This is a genomic window from Halomonas sp. (assembly GCF_031581305.1).
GTDB lineage: Bacteria > Pseudomonadota > Gammaproteobacteria > Pseudomonadales > Halomonadaceae > Halomonas.
In genome coordinates this window covers 1-17,460 of the sequence record NZ_JAVLBC010000044.1, presented here as the reverse complement: position 1 = coordinate 17,460, position 17,460 = coordinate 1, and the positions used below count along the sequence as shown (strand labels likewise).

Below are 17,460 nucleotides of genomic sequence, written 5' to 3'. Positions count from 1 at the left end.
GCCTAACAGTGCCCCGGCGATGCGGAAGCCGGCGATCCAGGTGCCGGCGGCGGAGCCGAGGGTGGCGGTGAGGAACACCAGCAGGGTGCGCGAGACCCGGTTGCGCCACCAGCCCTTGAGCTCGGTGACATCGTGGCGCAGGGTCGAGAAGTCCCGCACCTTGGGCTTGCGCAGGTAGAGCTCGACGCCCGCGGCCACGAACCCGGCGCCGATGGTCGGGTTGAGCGAGGTGAGCGGGGCGGCGACGAAGGTGGCCGCGACCGTGAGCGGATGCGCCAGGGCGGCCAGGGTGGCGGCGCCGGAGAGCACGCCGTTGATCAGGAACCACTCCACGACCAGCTGCCAGCCGAGCTCGGTGTTGCGTGAGAAGCCGATGGCGAAGCCGGTCAGCACCAGCGCAGTGATCGCCCAGGGCAGCGCCTTCCACACCTTCGACGGCGGCGGCGTGGCCTCCAGGGCCTCGCGCTCCGGGCGAGGCGCCTCGGGCAGCGGCTGCTCCAGCTGATCGGCCATGCCCTTCATGTGGCCGGCGCCGATCACCACCAGCACGCGGCGATAACGGCCGGGGGCGGCGTCTTCCGCCAGGCGCAGCACCATGTAGCGGTCGCGCTCGCTGATCAGCGGGTTGTAGAGCGAAGCCGATTCGGCGGCGAACTCACTGAAGGTGGACTCCAGGACGTCACCCTCCTTGAGCCGTTCGATCTCCTCGGCGGAGACCTGCTGGCGCGACAGCACGCTGCCGAGCAGCCCCGAGAACAGCGAGAATCGCTGCCACCAGGGCACGTTGTGATAGATGCGCTTGAGGGTGATGCCCACGTCGCGATCGATCAGCAGTAGCGGCAGTCCGGCATTGCGGCTCTCTTCCAGGGCGGCGCGCATCTCGGCCCCGGGCTCGATGCCGGACTGCTCGGCCACGCGCTGTTGGAAGGCCCCCAGCGCCAGGCTGGCGGCCACCATGCCGGCCTTGCCCTGACGAAAGATCTGGAACAGGTCCTGTTCGCCCATGGCATCGGGGTTGGTGAGGCTGTGGTGACGCGAGTCGCACAGCTCGATGGCCACGGCGTCGAACTCGCCGGACTGGATCAGCGCGCGCACGTCCGCGGCGCTCTCGGCGGAGACATGGGCCGTGCCCAGCAGGGTGTATCGGGTCTCGCCAACCTGAACGACCCGGCGCGGGCCACTGGTGGTGCTGTCCTGGCGGGCGGGGGTCACGGAGTCCTGGGAGTCGGTCATGGACGCTCGGGCAGTAGGAGTGAAGGAGTGATTATCCACGAAGCCCGCTGGCGGGCCAAACCCGCCGCGATGCTTGCATCGGGTTTGCTACTTGCGCCAGAAGGCGGGGGTGAACAGCACCAGCACGGTGAAGATCTCCAGGCGGCCGAGCAGCATGGCCACGACCAGGATCCACTTGGCCAGGTCTGGCAGGTCGCCGTAGTGCGCGGAGGCCTCACCGAGCGCCGGGCCCAGGTTGTTGAGTGCCGAGCCCACCGTGGACCAGGCGGTGACCTGGTCGACCCCGGTGGCCATCACGCCCACCAGCATCAGGAAGAACAGCATCACGTAGGCGGAGAAGAAGCCCCACACTGCCTGGGCGATGCCGTCGGGCACGCTGACCTTGCCGATCTTCACCGTGATCACCGCATTGGGGTGGATCAGTCGCATCACCTCGCGCATGCCCTGCTTGAGGATCAGGATGATGCGGATCACCTTCATGCCACCGCCGGTGGATCCCGAGCAGCCGCCGACGAAGGCTGCGACGAACAGCAGGAAGGGCAGGGCGCCGGGCCAGATGGAAAAATCCGCCACGGCGAAGCCGGCGGTGGTGGCCACGGAGACCACCTCGAACAGGCCGTGACGCAGCCCCAGCTCGGTGCCGTAGGTGTCGGTCAGCCAGAGTGAGATCACCGTGATCACGGTCAGACCGAGCAGGAAGAGCATGAGGAAGCGTGCTTCCGGGTCCTGAAAGTAATGCGTCACGCTGCGCTGGCGCCAGGCCAGGAAGTGCAGGCTGAAGCTCACCGCGGAGATGATCAGGAAGAACACGCAGATCATCTCGATCAGTGCATTGTCGAAGTGGCCGATGCTGGCGTCGTAGGTGGAGAAGCCGCCGATGGCGACGGTGGAAAAGCTGTGCCCCAGGGCGTCGAACCAGTCCATGCCCGCGGCCATGTAAGCCAGCATGCAGGCGATGGTCAGTGAGGCGTAGATGTACCAGAGCGCCTTGGCGGTCTCGGTGATGCGCGGAGTGAGCTTGGAGTCCTTGAGCGGGCCCGGGATCTCGGTGCGGTACAGGGCCATGCCGCCGACGCCCAGGGTCGGCAGGATGGCCACCGCCAGCACCACGATCCCCATGCCGCCGAGCCACTGCAGCTGCTGGCGATAGTAGAGGACTGCCTTGGGCAGGAAGTCGATGCCGGTGATCACCGTGGCGCCGGTGGTGGTCAGGCCCGAGAAGGACTCGAAGACGGCGTCAGTCGGGCTCAGGGCCGTGGCGCCGGTGAGCATCAACGGCAGTGAGCCGAACAGCCCCAGCACGCTCCAGAACAGCGCCGCGATCAAGAAGCCGTCGCGGGTACGCAGCTCCTTGCGGGCGTGGCGGTTGGGCAGGTACATCACTGCCCCCGTGGCCACGGTGATGGCGATGGACACTGCAAAGGCGTCCCACATGCCGTCGGCGAACAGCAACGAGATCAGGATCGGCGGCACCATGGTCAGGCTGAACATCATCAGCAGCAGGCCCAGGATGCGCAGGATCATGCGCAGGCTCATCGGGAAGCCCTCCTCGGGTCGCCGGGGGTCATGGGCCGCACCATCAGAAGAACGTCAGCCCGACCTGGAAGAGCCGCTCCACGTCGCGCAACCGGCGCTTGTCGATCACGAACAGGATGACGTGGTCGCCGGATTCCACCACCACGTCGTCATGGGCGATCAGTACCTCCTTGCCGCGCACTACGGCGCCGATGGTGGTGCCCTGGGGCAGCTCGATCTCGCCGATGGCGCGCCCCACTACCTTGGAGGACTGGGTGTCGCCGTGGGCGATGGCCTCGATGGCTTCGGCCGCGCCGCGGCGCAGCGAGTGGACGTTGACGATGTCGCCGCGGCGCACGTGGGTCAGCAGGCTGCCGATGGTGGCCTGCTGGGGCGAGATGGCGATGTCGATCTCGCCGCCCTGCACCAGGTCCACGTAGGCGGCGTTGTTGATCAGCGTCAGCACCTTCTTGGCGCCCATGCGCTTGGCCAGCATCGACGACATGATGTTGACCTCGTCGTCGTTGGTGAGCGCGCAGAAGATGTCGCAGTCCTCGATGTTCTCTTCCTCCAGCAGCCGCTTGGCGGTGGCGCTGCCGTGCAGCACCACGGTGCGGTCGAGGCGTTCGGAGAGCTGGGTGCAGCGCTCGAGGTTGTGCTCGATGATCTTGACCTGGTGGCTGTGCTCCAGGTGCTCGGCCAGGCGCTCGCCGATGTTGCCGCCCCCGGCGATCATTATCCGGCGGAAGTCGCGGTCGAGGCGGCGCAGCTCGCTCATCACCGCGCGGATGTCGCGGCGGGCAGCGATGAAGAAGACCTCGTCGTCGGCCTCGATCACGGTGTCGCCGCGGGGGATGATCGGCCGGTTCTGGCGGTAGATGGCCGCCACCCGGGTGTCCACGCTGGGCATGTGGCGGCGCAGGAAGCCCAGCTCCTGGCCCACCAGCGGCCCGCCGTAGAAGGCCTTCACCGCCACCAGCTGCACCAGGCCGCCGGCGAACTCCAGGACCTGCAGGGCGCCGGGATGCTCGATCAGCCGTCGGATATGGTCGGTGACCACCTGCTCGGGGCTGATCAGCACGTCGATGGGCACCGCCTCGTGGGCGAACAGGCCCTTGCGGGTCAGGTAGGCGGTGGCGCGCACCCGCGCGATCTTGGTCGGTGTGCGAAACAGGGTGTGGGCCACCTGGCAGGCGATCATGTTGACCTCGTCGGAGTTGGTCACCGCGATCAGCATGTCGGCATCCTCGCCGCCGGCCTGGCGCAGCACCATGGGGTAGGAGCCGGCCCCTGTGACCGTGCGGATGTCCAGGCGGGTATGCAGCTCACGCAGGCGCTCGCCGTCGGTGTCCACTACCGTGATGTCGTTCTCCTCCCGGGCCAGGTGCTCGGCCAGGGTGCCGCCAACCTGGCCGGCGCCAAGGATGATGATCTTCATGGTCGTTGCTGTCCGTTCCGGTCAGACCGTGGGGAAACGAGGGCTGCGCACCTTGTGCGCCGCAACATGACGAGGTAAGCCTAAACCAGCCGCCGGGATAAGAACAGGTCGCGCCGAGGTTTAGTCCAGGGTGAACCCGACCTTGAGGGTGACCTGCCAGTGGGCAACCCGTCCATGCTCGATATGGCCGCGCGTGTCCACGACCTCGAACCAGCGCATGCCATGCAGGCTCTCGGCGGCCTTGGTCAGGGCGCCCTGGATGGCGTCCTCGATGCCCTTCTCCGAGGAGCCCGTCAGCTCGATGTGTTTATAGGTGTGGTGATTCATGGGACCTCCTGTGTCGTGGAAGAGAGTCCCCGCCTCAGGCGGGATGTTTTCCCAGTCTGGCATAGAAGAAGCCATCATGGCTGTCGAGCTTTGGCAGCAGTTGCCGCCCGGCGCCCGAGGCGCGTCCCCAGGCCATGTCGGCCGGGGTGGTCGTCATCGCATCCGGGGTGCGGGCGAGGAAGCGGTCGATCTGTTCGGCGTTCTCCTCGGGCAGCACCGAGCAGGTGGCGTAGAGCAGGGTGCCACCGGGGCGCAGCAGCGGCCAGAGGTTGTCGAGCAGCCGGGCCTGGAGCTCGGCCAGTTGGGGGATGTCCGAGGCTCGGCGCAGCCGCTTTATGTCGGGATGGCGGCGGATCACGCCGCTGCCGGAGCAGGGGGCATCGAGCAGGATGGCATCGAAGCGCGTGCCGTCCCACCAGTCATGGTTGGTGGCATCGCCCTCGGCCAGAGTCGCAGCGAGGCCCAGGCGCGCCAGGGTATCCTCGACCCTGGCCAAGCGCCCGGCATCGCTGTCCACCGCCTGCAAGTCGATATCGAAGAGCTCCAGCAGGTGGGCGGTCTTGCCACCCGGGGCGCAACAGGCGTCCAGCACCCGAGCGCCGGGCCGTGGCGCCATGGAGGGGCCGAGCAGCACGGCAGCGAGCTGGGCCGATTCGTCCTGGACGCTGACATGACCTTCGGCGAAGCCGGGAAGCGTTCCGACATCGCGGGGCTCCTCGAGGGTCAGGCCGTCCGGGGCATGTGCACAGAGACGCGCCTGGATACCCGCGGCAGCGAGGCGGTCGAGGTACATCTCGCGGTCGCCATGGCGGCGGTTGATCCGCAGCGTCATGGGTCCTGGGGTGTTGTTGGCCTCGCAGATGGCACGCCAGTCGTCGGGCCAGGCCTGACGCAGGGCCTTGAGCCACCACCGGGGGTGCAGCAGTGCCACGGCCGGGTCGTGGTCGACCTCAGCCTGAAGCTCGGAGCTCTCGCGCTGCAGGCGACGCAGGCAGCCGTTGAGCACCCGGGTAGCCCACTCCTTACCCAGCAGGCGCGCGGCGCCGGCGGTCTCGCCTACGGCGGCGTGGGCCGGGATGCGCAGGTAGAGCAATTGGTGGATGCCCAGCAGCAGCAGGGCCTGGATGTCGGCGTCGCGGGCCTTGAAGGGCTTGACCAGCAGCTTGTCGGCTAGCGCCTCGAGGCGGGGCAGGGTGCGGCAGGTGCCGTAGCAGAGCGCCTTGAACAGGGAGCGGTCGCGGGTCACCACCTGATGGTCATCGAGGCTGTTGAGCGAGCCCTTGCCGGTAATGACCGGCGCCAGGGCGCGGGCGGCGGCGGCCCGCACGGCCAGGCCGTTGTCGCGGCTGCCCTCCCGGGAGTGGGACGCGGTGGTTTCCTGGCTCATGTGGTGGTCTCCTCATTGGTGTGCCCCAGCCGGGTGCCCGGGGCCAGGCGCTCGGCGCGGGCCTTGAGTAGTTCGCTCACCGCCAGGGGTTTGCCGCCAGGCAGCTGGGCGTGGGTCACCTCCAGCACCTGGTCTCCGGTCTCGCCGCAGGCGATGCGCAGGGCATCGGGGCCGTGGGCGAGCAGGGTGCCGGGTGACGTCGGGGCCTCGCCCGGAGCGGGAGAGGCGGTCCGCGCCATCAGCAGGCGCAGGCGGTCGTCACCCAGGGCGCACCAGGCCACTGGCCAGGGGTTGAAGGCACGGATCCGGGCGGCGAGCTCGACGGCTGAGCAACGGAAATCGAGTTCCGCCTCGGCCTTGGAGAGCTTGGCAGCATAGGTGACGCCCGCCTCGGGCTGGGGGATGGCGGCGAGTCCCTCGCCGGCCAGCGCATCCAGGGCCTCGACGATCGCTCGACCGCCGAGGCTCGCCAGGCAGTCGTGGAGTTCGCCACCGGTGGTGGTGGCGGAAATCGGGGTGCGCCTGACCAGCAGCATGTCGCCGGTGTCGAGGCCCGTGTCCATTTGCATGATGGTTACGCCGCTCTCCTCGTCGCCGGCCTCGATGGCCCGCTGGATGGGCGCGGCACCCCGCCAGCGCGGCAGCAGCGAGGCGTGCACGTTGAGACAGCCCAGTCGGGGAATCTCCAGCACGGCACGGGGCAGGATCAGCCCGTAGGCCACCACTACCATGATATCGGCCTCATGGCGGACCAGCTCGATCTGTACCTCGGGCGCCTTCAAGGTCGTCGGCTGGTAGACCGGCAGGCCGTGCTCCAGCGCGAGGGCCTTCACGGGGCTCGGGGTCAGCTTGCGGCCGCGGCCGGCCGGGCGGTCCGGCTGGGTATAGACGGCGACGACGTCGTGGCGACTTGCCAGCAGTGCCGCCAGGCTCTCGGCGGCAAAGTCGGGGGTGCCGGCGAAGATGACGCGCAGGGGTCGGGACATGTTCAGTGCCTTGCCAGTGGGCGATGTCCCTCATGATAACGGAGGAGGCCGGAAACGACGAAGGCCGACGAATCGACGTCGGCCTTCTGCGGGAGGTTCGGCTCGACCGGGAGTCAGGCGGGCTGCATCTGCCGGTGACGCTTCTGCATCTTCTTCATTACCCGGTCGCGCTTGAGCACGGAGAGGTAGTCGACGAACAGCACCCCTTCCAGGTGATCGTACTCATGCTGGATGCAATGGGCGAGCAGGCCCTCGGCCTCCAGCTCGTAGGGCTGGCCGTCACGATCCAGGGCCTTGAGGTGCACTTTCAGGGCGCGGGGGACATCGGCGTAGTACTCGGGGATCGACAGGCAACCCTCCTGCATCGGTTCACGCTCGTCGCCGATGGGCGTGAATGCCGGATTGATCAGTACCAGCGGGCGCGTCTGATCGTCGCTGACATCCATGACGATGATTCGGCGGTGAACGTCCACCTGAGTGGCGGCCAGTCCGATGCCGCGCGCGTCGTACATGGTCTCGAGCATGTCGTCGACCAGCCGACGCACCTCGTCGTCTACCGTCTCGACCGGCTTTGCGATGGTGCGCAGCCGCTCGTCGGGAAATTCGAGGATAGGTAATTTGGCCATGGCGTTGGAATCACCGTTATGCTGTCATTTACAAGATGACACTATTCTAAAAGTACGCGCTCGGTGGCGAAACCGCCGGACGCGCATCACATCAATAGCATCTGACTATACCACGTCACCGTCGTTCCATGGCGTCGGGTGCGAGGCCAGCGATGCAGGGGAGAGCAAGGATGAGACGGACAGGATGCGCAGCGGGGTGGCGCCAGTGGCTGACAGAGGCGCTCGGTACCCTGCTGGTGGGCGGGGTACTCGGCTTCGCCACCACCCTGGCCCAGGCCCAGGGGCTCTCATGGGAGGATGGCCTGAGAGGCGATGCCCCGGATCGCTATACGGTGGTAAAGGGGGATACCCTCTGGGACATCTCCGGGCGTTTCCTGCAGCACCCCTGGCAGTGGCCCGAGGTTTGGCAGGTCAATCCGCAGATCGAGAATCCGCACCTGATCTATCCCGGCGACGTCGTCTACGTCTATGACTGCAACGGGCATCCCTGTCTCGGCCTCGAGCGCGGCCAGGGGATGGTCCGGCTGTCCCCTGAAGTCCGTACTACCCCGCACCGCGAGGCCATCGAGCCGATTCCCCTGGATGCCGTGCGGCACTTCCTGCGTGAGCACCGCGTCATCGACGATCCCGAGGCGCTCGACGAGCTGGCCTATGTGATTGCCGGGGATGATGGCCGCCTGGTCAGCGGCGGCGGCGACCGCCTCTACGCCCGTGGCCGGGTGGAGGGCGGCGGGCGCTTCGGCATCTACCGGGTGGGCGAGCGCTACGTCGACAGCGCCAGCGGCGAGCCACTCGGCCTCGAGCTGGAAAGCGTCGGCCAGGCGCGCCGACGGCGCCAGGAAGATGACATCGCGGTGATGGAGGTGACCTCCTCCAGTCAGGAAGTGCGCAACGAAGACATCGTGCTGCCGCTCGAGGATCGCCGGTTGGTCACCGAGTTTCTGCCCCGGGCCCCCGACCATGAGGTCGAGGGGCGCATCCTGGCGGTGCCCGGTGGTGTGCGCTTCATCGGCCGCCTGCAGGTGGTGGCGCTCGACCGTGGCCGGCGCGACGGCCTGGAGGCGGGCCATGTGCTGGTGGTCGAGCAGCGTGGCGAGCTGGTCAGTGACCCGCGCACCGGCGAGGCGCTGCGCCTGCCCGGCGAGGATGCCGGCCTGGTAATGGTCTTCCGTCCCTACGAGAAGATGAGCTACGGCCTGGTGATGCAGGCCCGTCGTACCCTCTCCGTGGGCGATCGCGTGCATAGCCCGCAGCGCCTGCTTGATACGGCGCTGCGCTAGGGGCTGACGGTGCAGGCGCGGGAATGGCTGACGCTCGCTCGGTTGCCCGGTATAGGGGCTGCCCGCCTGGCCGAGCTGGTGGCGACGCGGCCCGCCTGGCCGGACGGGTGGCTGGCCGTGCTGCCGCGTGAGGCGGGCATGGCCCTGCGGCTATGGCTCGATCACCCCGCCCGCAGCCCCCTCTCCGCGGACCTGGCGGCCGACGAGGCCTGGCTCGGTGCCGAGCCAGGCCGGCACCTCCTCCACCCCGATCATCCGGCCTGGCCGAGACTGCTCGGGCAGATTACCGATCCTCCGCCGGTGCTCTGGGCGCTGGGGGATCTCGGCGCCCTCGGTCCGCCGCGGCTGGCCATGGTCGGTTCGCGGCGGCCAACCCGCGAGGGGCTCACCAATGCGGCAGGCTTTGCCCGGGAGCTGGCCGAGCGCGGCTGGTGCGTGGTCAGCGGCATGGCACTGGGCATCGATGCCGCCGCCCAGCAGTCGGCACTCGACGCCGGCGGCGCGAGCGTGGCGGTGCTCGGCTGTGGGGTGGACGTTATCTATCCACCGCGTCACCACCGCCTCTATCGGCGTCTGCAGGAGCCTGGCGGCCTGCTGCTCTCCGAGTTTCCCCCGGGCACCCTGGCGCGGGCCGGCTACTTCCCGCGCCGCAACCGCATCGTGACCGGTCTTTCACTGGGCGTTCTGGTGGTGGAGGCCGCCGAGCGCAGCGGCTCGTTGGTCAGTGCCCGGCTGGCCCTCGAGCAGAACCGCGAGGTCTTTGCCTTGCCGGGTTCGATCCACAACCCCATGGCGCGGGGTTGCCTGCAGCTCATCCGCGATGGCGCCGTGCTGGTCCGCGACCTGGATGACATCCTCGCCGAGCTCAGCCAGTGGGCGCTGGCCGTCGCGCCTGTACCGACCTCAGCGCCCGAGCCGGTCGGGGAACAGGAAGACTCGCTGCTGCGCTGGCTGAGCGACACGCCCACACCGGTGGATGCCCTGGTGGCATTGACCGGCCGCGACGTCGCCGACTGCCAGCGCGGCCTGCTCGAACTCGAGCTGGAGGGCGCCGTGACCCAGGCCGCCGGTGGCTGGGTGCGCCTGCCGACCCGGCCGGGGGCGTGATAGGATATGCCTCCGACGCCGGTCATCCGGCATGTCGAGCTCAGGCGAGGAGACCCATGATCGAGGCCAGTGATCTTGAGCCGGCCGTCGCGGCCCTGCGCGCGGGAGGCGTGATCGCCTACCCCACCGAGGCCGTCTGGGGGCTGGGGTGCGACCCCGATAACGAACAGGCGCTGACTCGCCTGCTGCGCCTCAAGGCGCGTGATCCAGCCAAGGGGGTGATCCTGGTGGCGGCGAGCATCGACCAGTTCGCACCCTGGCTGGAGGGGTTGGCCATCGAGCTGCATGCCCCCCTGGCGTCGAGCTGGCCGGGACCCACGACCTGGCTGGTGCCCGACAACGGCCGCTCCCAGGCGCTGGTGCGCGGTGACCATGACCGGGTGGCACTCCGGGTCAGCGACCATCCACTGGTCGTGGCGCTGTGCGAGGCTTTCGGTGGGCCGATAGTCTCGACCTCGGCCAATCGGGCCGGCGAGCCGCCAGCGATGAGCGCCGAGCAGGTTCGGGCCACCTTCGGCGCCGAGCTCGATCATGTCCTGGACGGCCCGCTGGGTGGCCTCGAGCGTCCCAGTACCATTCGCGACCTGGTCACCGGCCGGGTGCTGCGTTCCTGAAGCGACCCTATATCTGCCATGGAGTCTCCCTTGGCCCACGCCTATCTCGATGACGTCAAGACCTACCTGCTCGACCTCCAGGAACGCCTCTGCACGGCCCTGGCCAGCGAAGACGGCAGCCGCTTCCGCGAGGACACCTGGGAGCGCCCCGAGGGTGGTGGCGGCCGCTCGCGTGTGATTGAGCATGGCCGTCTCTTCGAGAAGGGCGGCGTGAACTTCTCCCATGTGTTCGGCGAGCGCCTGCCGCCGTCGGCCACCGCGGCGCGGCCACAGCTCGTCGGGCGCAGCTTTCATGCTGTCGGCGTCTCCTGGGTATTGCACCCGGAGAATCCCCATGTGCCCACCAGCCACGGCAACGTGCGCTTCTTCATTGCCGAAAGGGCGGGGGAAGACCCTGTCTGGTGGTTCGGCGGCGGCTTCGACCTGACGCCCTACTACCCTGTGCATGAGGACGTGGTGCACTGGCACCGGGTAGCGCGCGAAGCCTGCGCTCCCTTCGGCGACGAGGTCTACTCCCGCTACAAGGCCTGGTGCGACGACTATTTCTACCTGAAGCATCGCGACGAGACCCGTGGCGTCGGTGGCCTCTTCTTCGACGACCTCAACGAGGGCGGATTCGCGCAGTGCTTCGCCTTCCAGCGTGCCGTGGGCGACGCCTTCCTGGCGGCCTACCTGCCCATCGTGCGTCGCCGTCGCGAGACCCCCTGGGACGAGCGCGAGCGCGACTTCCAGCTCTATCGTCGCGGACGCTACGTGGAGTTCAACCTGGTGTGGGACCGCGGCACCCTGTTCGGGTTGCAGAGCGGCGGGCGCACTGAATCGATACTGATGTCGCTGCCGCCCCTGGCGCGCTGGGAGTATGACTGGCACCCCGAGCCGGGCAGCCCCGAGGCGCGGCTCTATGACGACTACCTGCGTCCTCGCGACTGGCTGGGAGAAACCGATGGGGGCCATCATTGAGGAACGGTAAAAGGGGCGCCGGTGACAGGTTGTAGAGGCGGTCCTACGCCAGGGATGGCGTCGGTAGCGTACAAGGATGTATTCACAGCGCCTCCTCGGAGACCTGTCACCGGACCAGCGCCGCAAAATACAGCTATCAGCGATGGCTCTGAAGGAGAAAAAATACCATGACCGATCGCTATTGCGTCTTCGGCCACCCGGTCGGCCATTCCAAGTCGCCGGCCATCCATGCGGCCTTCGCCGACCAGACCGGTGATGACATCGAGTACGTCGCGATCGAGGCGCCGCTGGATGACTTCGTCGGCGCCTGGCGGCGCTTCGTGGCCGAGGGCGGCCGCGGGGCCAACATCACCGTGCCCTTCAAGGAGGAGGCCTTCTGCCTCTGCGACACGCTCAGCGAACGCGCCCGACGCGCCGGGGCGGTCAACACCCTTATCCTGGGGGGCAACGGTCTGACATACGGCGATACCACCGACGGGGTCGGCCTGGTGCGCGACCTCAAGCGCCATGGCGTGGAACTGGCCGGGGCTCGGGTCCTGGTGCTGGGCGCCGGGGGGGCGGTACGCGGCGTGCTGGAACCGCTGCTGGCCGAGGAGCCGGCGAGCCTCTTCGTGGCCAACCGCACGGCGGCCAGGGCCTCGGCCCTGGCCGCCGACTTCCGCGACCTGGGCGAGATCGACGGCGGCGGTTTCGATGCCATGGCCGGTTCCTTCGATCTGGTGATCAATGGCACCAGCGCGAGCCTGGCGGGTGACCTGCCGCCGCTGCCCGACGCGCTCTTTGCGCCGGGGGCTACCGCCCACGACATGATGTACGGCGCCGAGCCCACGGTCTTCCTGCGCTGGGCCGTCGAGCACGGCGCCCACGGCGTGGATGGCCTGGGCATGCTGGTGGAGCAGGCGGCGGAATCCTTCTACCAGTGGCGTGGCAGGCGCCCCGATACCGCCCCGGTGCTGGAGATGTTAAGGCGGGCGCTTTAGGAAAGCGCGATTGACTGCCGCGGACGGTCAGCGTCTTTTGACATATAGCCCCACCATGCATAGCGCCACACCGGCCACCGAGGTCAGCATGCCGCCGTTGACCAGCCAGGGGTGGCGGTCGACCCAGGGGACGAAGGGCTGGGCGGTCTCGCGGCAGACGCCAGACCGGTAGTCCCAGTGCCCCTCCTGGAGGAGCAGGCAGTCCCGCACGTCACTCAGTTCCATGAAGTAGGCGCCCATCAGCACCAGGATGGGCAGTATCAGCAGCAGCAATCCGATCTTCAGCATGCGAGTCGAGCCTTTCTTCAGGGACGCGGGCAGTTGGGCGTGCGGCCGGCGTTGCGGGCCCGTTGGTAGCGAACCCTGGCCTCGCCCATGGCCGCTTCCAGGCCGCCGATGCGCTGACCGTGACTGGGGTGGGTGGAGGCCCAGGCCGGTGGCCGGGCGCCGCTCCCGGCGGCTCCCATGTTGTTCCACAGCGCGATGCTGGCACGCGGGTCGAAGCCGGCTTCGGCCATCAGGTTAAGGCCCAGGGTGTCGGCCTCGCTCTCGTGGCGCCGCGAGAAGGGCAGCAGGATGCCGTACTGGGCGCCCATGCCCAGCGCTGCCATCATGGCCTCGCCGCTGGCTCCCTGCATGCCGGAGGCGGAGGAGATCACCGACAGGCCCAGTTGGGTAGCGGTCTGGGTGGACGCGCGCTCGTTGGCATGACGGGCCAGCACATGGGCGATCTCGTGGCCAATCACCGCAGCGAGCTGGTCCTGGTTCCGGGCGACCTGGAGCAGGCCGGTGTTGATGCCCACGTAGCCGCCGGGCAGCGCGAAAGCGTTGGCCTGCTCGGACTCGAAGACCTTGACCTGCCAGTTCTGGTTGCGCTCCCGCGCGGGCAAGGCTCGGACCACGGACTCGGTCACACACTGCACGTAGCGCAGCGGTGCGCCGCCGACCGTCGGCAGCTCCTGCTGGTACTGGGCGAACGCCTGGGCCCCCATCTGATCGAGCTGTTCGTCGGACATCAGGGTAAGCTGCGAACGCCCGGTGGGCGAGGTGGTGCAGGCGGCGAGGCTGACGCTCAAGGCGGCAATGGCAAGGCAATGGGTCCAGCGCATGGGGGGCTCCTGTCGATTCCAGATCACCGAGACTCTGGACGGGGCGTCGAGGTTCGCCACAAGATACCCCGAACGCCGTTCAGGTCAACCGCGAAACATCCATACCAAGAGGAAGCCTCATGGACGCCGAGCTGTCGCGTCGTTTGCTCAAGCTGCTGGATCACGTCGATCACTGGTTGCCGCCACCCCCGGTGGAAGTGGACTGGGAGCGGGACGTCGCTGCCCTCTGGCAGCGTCATGCCCTGGGAGGGCGGTTGCTGCCGGTGCCACCCCGGGATGCCCTGAGGCTCGACGACCTGCTGGGCATCGAGCGCCAGAAGCTGGCGCTGGTCGACAATACCCGCGCCTTCCTGCAGGGCCATCCCGCCAACCACGCCCTGCTGTGGGGATCCCGGGGGAGCGGCAAGTCATCATTGATTCGCGCCCTGCTCAACAGTCTGTCGGATGAGGGGCTGCGCCTGGTGCAGGTGGACCGCCATGACCTCTCGGCGCTGCCGATGCTGGTGGAGCAGCTGCGCCACCAGCATCAGCGTTTTGTCGTCTACTGCGATGATCTCTCCTTCGAGGGACACGACGATGCCTACAAGGCGCTGAAGAGCGTGCTGGACGGGGCCCTGACCGGCCCGCCGCCCAATGTACTGCTCTATGCCACCTCCAACCGCCGCCACCTGCTGCCGGAGTCGATGAGCGACAACGAGGGCTCTCGGCTGGTCGGCGACGAGCTCCATCACGGCGATGCCGTGGAGGAGAAGATCTCGCTCTCCGACCGCTTCGGCCTATGGCTGGGTTTCCACCCCTTCAACCAGGATGTCTACCTGGAGGCCTGCTGCCACTGGGTTACCCAACTGGGCCATCGTGAGGACTGGAACGCCGAGGCGCGGGCCGAGGCAATCCGTTTTGCCACCCTGCGCGGGGGTCGCAGCGGGCGCGGCGCCTGGCAGTTCGCCATCCAATGGGTGGGCAAGCGCCGCCTGCATGGAAAGTAGGCGGAAGCCTGTCGACGGGGTGGCCCCGGGAGCGGGTCAAGTTGACTAGCGTCGGCTCTTGCGTGCTTCCTTGGTGCGCCCCAGTTCACGCTTCTTGGCCTTCTCCCGGTCGCTGGCCCCGGCCATCTGGTCGTAGGGGTTCTCTCCCGAGCGGAACTCGAAGCGCATGGGGGTGCCGCGGACCTTGAGCACCTTGCGGAAGGTGTTGGTCAGATAGCGCTTGTAGGCTTCCGGCAGCGAGCCGGTCTGGTTGCCGTGGACCACGATGATCGGCGGATTGCTGCCGCCCTGGTGGGCCATGCGCAGCTTGATGCGTCGCCCGCGCACCAGGGGCGGCTGGTGGGCCTCCACGGCATCCTGGAGGATGGTGGTCAGGCGATTGGTGGACCAGTGGGCGTTGGCCGAGGCGAAGGCGCGCTCCAGCGATGGGTAGAGGTCGCCAACACCGGTGCCGTGCAGCGCCGAGATGAAGTGCAGGTCGGCATAGTCGGCGAAGCCCAGACGGCGCTTGATCTCGTTGCGCATCGTCTCCTTGGCCTCGTGCTCCAGGCCGTCCCACTTGTTGACCGCCAGCACCAGGGCGCGCCCGCTGGTCAGCACGTAGTCCAGCAGGTGCAGGTCCTGCTCCACCAGGCCGCTACGGGCATCCAGCACCACGATGGCGACATGGCACTCCTTGATCGCCTCCAGGGTCTTGATGATCGAGAATTTCTCGGTCACCTCGCGGACGTTCTTGCGGCGCCTGACGCCGGCGGTGTCCACCAGTACGTAGGGCTTGCCGCGTCGCTCGAAAGGAATCTCGATGGCGTCACGCGTGGTGCCGGCCTCGTCGAAGACCACCACCCGCTCCTCGCCGAGCAGGCGGTTGACCAGGGTCGACTTGCCCACATTGGGGCGGCCGATCACGCCGATGCGGATGCCCTTGGTGCCGGTGTCCGCGGGAATGCTCTCGTCGCGTGCGGGGAAGGGCTCGAGCACCTCCTCGATCAGCGCGGTGACATTGCGGCCATGAGCCGCGGCGATGGGGTGCGGGTCGCCGAGCCCCAGCTGCCAGAAGTCGGCCATGGCGCTGTGCTCTTCCAGGCCGTCGACCTTGTTGACCACCAGCCAGGTCTTCTTCTGGTTGACCCTCAGATGGTTGGCGATGGCCTCGTCGGCGACGTTGAGGCCGGCGCGGGCGTCGACCATGAACAACACGATGTCGGCCTCGTCGATGGCCACCAGCGACTGCTCGGCCATGGCGGCATCAATGCCCGCCTCGTCACCGCTGATGCCCCCTGTATCGATCACGGTGTAAGCCTTGTCGCCAAGCATGCCGTTGCCGTACTTGCGGTCGCGGGTCAGCCCCGGGAAGTCCGCCACCAAGGCGTCCCGCGAGCGGGTCAGGCGGTTGAAGAGCGTCGACTTGCCGACATTGGGGCGGCCGACCAGGGCGATCACCGGCGTCATGGGCGAAGCTCCAGGGCTTCCAGGGTGCCATCGTTGGCCAGCGCATAGACGCGCCGGCGGTCGGTGAGCGGACGCATGTTGATTCCCGAACTGTCGATCCGGGTGCGCCCGACGATTTCGCCTTCGCGGGCATCGATCAGGTGCAGGTAGCCCTCGACGTCGCCCACCACCAGGTGGTCGGTGGCATAGGCCGGCGCGGTTAGCGAGCGCCCCTCCAGAGCCTCGTTGCGCCAGATCTCGTTGCCTGACGCGGCATCCACGGCCATGACGTGGCTGGCCTCGTCGACCACGAACAGGCGGTTTCCTACCAGTATCGGGGTGTGGTAACTGGAGAGCTCGCGCGACCACTGCACCTCGCCGGAGGGAGCATCGAGGGCGGCCAGGCGGCCGTTGTAGCTGGTCACGAAGAGCCGGCCGTCCTGGGTGAGAACCGGCTGGCCGGCCAGGTCGACCAGGCGGTCGATATCGCTGCGCCCCTGAGGAATGGCGATGCGTCGCTCCCAGAGTGGCTGGCCGCTGCGGTTGTCCAGCGTCACCAGTCGGCCATTGGCAAAGCCGGCAAAGGTCACCGGGTCGATCACCGTGGGTGTGCCGGTGCCGCGCAGGGTCAGCGAGGGGCGCGGACCACTGTAGACCCAGCGTTCGTCACCGCTGGTGCGATCCAGGGCGGTGACGCGGCCATCGACAGCCTGGACCACCAGCAGCTGCTGGTTGGCCTGGGGGGCCGCCAGTACCTCGCTGGTCACTCGTGCGCGCCACTGGATCTCGCCGCCGGCCTGGTCCAGGGAGAGAACCTCACCGTTGCGGGTGGCCAGGAAGAGGCTGCCGGCAACGGCGGTCAGGCCGCTGGAGACCGGGGTGTCGAGCTTGACCTCCCAGCGGGTCTCACCGCTGTCGGCGTCCAGTGCCTCCACCAGGCCATGGCCGTCGGCGGCGAACAGGATGTCACCGTCCCGGGCCGGGGCAACCGGGTAGCCGGCATCACCCAGCCCCTTGCCGACGTGCTCGCGCCACAGAGTCGCCACCTCGGTAGTGGCGTCCAGGGATTGCAGTTCGCGCGGGGCATACTCGGGTTGGGCCTTGCTGGCGCAGCCAGCCAGCAGGGCCAAGGCGGTGGTGGCGGCAATCAGCAGGGTGGGTCTCATAGGGTGGCCTCCTCGGCGCCGAGATCGTCCAGCTTGAGCTGGACGCCATACAGCGGCTGGTCACGTTCGTCGGCGAGGGTCAGGGCCTCGCGCCAGGCTTCACGGGCCCGGTCGGCTCGCCCCAGGGCATGCTGGGCATCGCCGCGGACCTGGGCGCGCTGGGCGGCCAGGGCCTCGGGCACGCCCTCCAGGGTGGTCAGGGCCGTCTCGGCACTGCCCTCGGCGAGCTGCAGGCGGGCCAGGCGCAGGCGCGCCAGGCCCTCGAGGTAGTCGCGCTCGCTGCCCTCGACCACCGTCTCGAGGGCAGCGCGGGCCCGC

18 protein-coding genes are annotated in these 17,460 nt (G+C 68.3%); 6 read left to right on the top strand and 12 right to left on the bottom strand.

What is annotated here, in order from left to right; translation table 11 throughout:
• The 7 genes from RI841_RS05785 to def form a co-directional block, all read right to left on the bottom strand.
• Positions 1-1,233, bottom strand: a 1,233-nt coding sequence (locus RI841_RS05785; protein ID WP_310704631.1) for a TraB/GumN family protein, incomplete at its 3' end; no start/stop codon positions are given.
• An 87-nt stretch (positions 1,234-1,320) separates the two neighbouring features.
• On the bottom strand, positions 1,321-2,769 hold the full coding sequence (locus RI841_RS05780) for a TrkH family potassium uptake protein (RefSeq protein WP_310704630.1): 1,449 nt from the start codon (positions 2,767-2,769) through the stop codon (positions 1,321-1,323).
• Between the two features lie 43 nt (positions 2,770-2,812).
• A complete protein-coding gene (trkA, locus tag RI841_RS05775) occupies positions 2,813-4,186 on the bottom strand; it encodes a Trk system potassium transporter TrkA (RefSeq protein ID WP_310704629.1) in 1,374 nt (457 codons plus the stop codon).
• A gap of 120 nt (positions 4,187-4,306) precedes the next feature.
• Positions 4,307-4,513, bottom strand: a complete 207-nt coding sequence (locus RI841_RS05770) for a dodecin (RefSeq protein ID WP_310704628.1) — start codon at positions 4,511-4,513, stop codon at positions 4,307-4,309.
• Positions 4,514-4,547: 34 nt separating this feature from the next.
• Entirely contained in the window at positions 4,548-5,900 is a 1,353-nt protein-coding gene (rsmB, locus tag RI841_RS05765; protein WP_310704627.1) for a 16S rRNA (cytosine(967)-C(5))-methyltransferase RsmB, read from the bottom strand.
• On the bottom strand, positions 5,897-6,886 hold the full coding sequence (gene fmt, locus RI841_RS05760) for a methionyl-tRNA formyltransferase (RefSeq protein ID WP_310704626.1): 990 nt from the start codon (positions 6,884-6,886) through the stop codon (positions 5,897-5,899). Before fmt ends, rsmB begins: the two co-directional genes overlap by 4 nt.
• A gap of 113 nt (positions 6,887-6,999) precedes the next feature.
• Positions 7,000-7,512: a peptide deformylase gene (gene def / locus RI841_RS05755; RefSeq protein WP_310704625.1), complete on the bottom strand. Its 513-nt coding sequence runs from the start codon at positions 7,510-7,512 to the stop codon at positions 7,000-7,002.
• Positions 7,513-7,682: 170 nt separating this feature from the next.
• Here def and RI841_RS05750 point away from each other — a divergent pair, with 170 nt between their 5' ends.
• The 5 genes from RI841_RS05750 to aroE all read left to right on the top strand — a co-directional run bounded on the left by RI841_RS05750 (position 7,683) and on the right by aroE (position 12,453).
• Entirely contained in the window at positions 7,683-8,792 is a 1,110-nt protein-coding gene (locus RI841_RS05750) for a LysM domain-containing protein (RefSeq protein WP_310704624.1), read from the top strand.
• 9 nt (positions 8,793-8,801) lie between these two features.
• The gene (gene dprA / locus RI841_RS05745; protein WP_310704623.1) at positions 8,802-9,899 is read left to right on the top strand and encodes a DNA-processing protein DprA; all 1,098 of its coding nucleotides are present in this window, start codon (positions 8,802-8,804) and stop codon (positions 9,897-9,899) included.
• Positions 9,900-9,955: 56 nt separating this feature from the next.
• Positions 9,956-10,513, top strand: coding sequence for a Sua5/YciO/YrdC/YwlC family protein (locus tag RI841_RS05740; RefSeq protein ID WP_310704622.1), 558 nt, complete (start codon positions 9,956-9,958; stop codon positions 10,511-10,513).
• A gap of 30 nt (positions 10,514-10,543) precedes the next feature.
• Entirely contained in the window at positions 10,544-11,473 is a 930-nt protein-coding gene (gene hemF, locus RI841_RS05735) for an oxygen-dependent coproporphyrinogen oxidase (RefSeq protein ID WP_310704621.1), read from the top strand.
• Between the two features lie 167 nt (positions 11,474-11,640).
• A complete protein-coding gene (gene aroE, locus RI841_RS05730; RefSeq protein ID WP_310704620.1) occupies positions 11,641-12,453 on the top strand; it encodes a shikimate dehydrogenase in 813 nt (270 codons plus the stop codon).
• Positions 12,454-12,480: 27 nt separating this feature from the next.
• On the opposite strand, the gene RI841_RS05725 is transcribed toward aroE, so the two are convergent.
• Positions 12,481-12,741: a hypothetical protein gene (locus tag RI841_RS05725; RefSeq protein WP_310704618.1), complete on the bottom strand. Its 261-nt coding sequence runs from the start codon at positions 12,739-12,741 to the stop codon at positions 12,481-12,483.
• A 17-nt stretch (positions 12,742-12,758) separates the two neighbouring features.
• On the bottom strand, positions 12,759-13,562 hold the full coding sequence (locus RI841_RS05720; RefSeq protein WP_310704617.1) for a M48 family metallopeptidase: 804 nt from the start codon (positions 13,560-13,562) through the stop codon (positions 12,759-12,761).
• A 119-nt stretch (positions 13,563-13,681) separates the two neighbouring features.
• Between RI841_RS05720 and RI841_RS05715 the strand changes: the two genes are divergently transcribed.
• Positions 13,682-14,548: an ATP-binding protein gene (locus RI841_RS05715; protein ID WP_310704616.1), complete on the top strand. Its 867-nt coding sequence runs from the start codon at positions 13,682-13,684 to the stop codon at positions 14,546-14,548.
• Positions 14,549-14,593: 45 nt separating this feature from the next.
• Here the strand turns inward: RI841_RS05715 and der are convergent, their stop codons facing one another.
• The 3 genes from der to RI841_RS05700 all read right to left on the bottom strand — a co-directional run.
• Positions 14,594-15,997 (bottom strand): ribosome biogenesis GTPase Der, encoded by a 1,404-nt coding sequence (gene der / locus RI841_RS05710; RefSeq protein WP_310704615.1) that lies wholly within the window; start codon positions 15,995-15,997, stop codon positions 14,594-14,596.
• On the bottom strand, positions 15,994-17,142 hold the full coding sequence (gene bamB / locus RI841_RS05705; RefSeq protein ID WP_310704614.1) for an outer membrane protein assembly factor BamB: 1,149 nt from the start codon (positions 17,140-17,142) through the stop codon (positions 15,994-15,996). The genes der and bamB overlap by 4 nt, the downstream gene beginning before the upstream one ends.
• Positions 17,139-17,460 (bottom strand): tetratricopeptide repeat protein (locus RI841_RS05700; RefSeq protein WP_310704613.1); only part of this gene is annotated, 322 nt, incomplete at its 5' end. The genes RI841_RS05700 and bamB, both read right to left, overlap by 4 nt.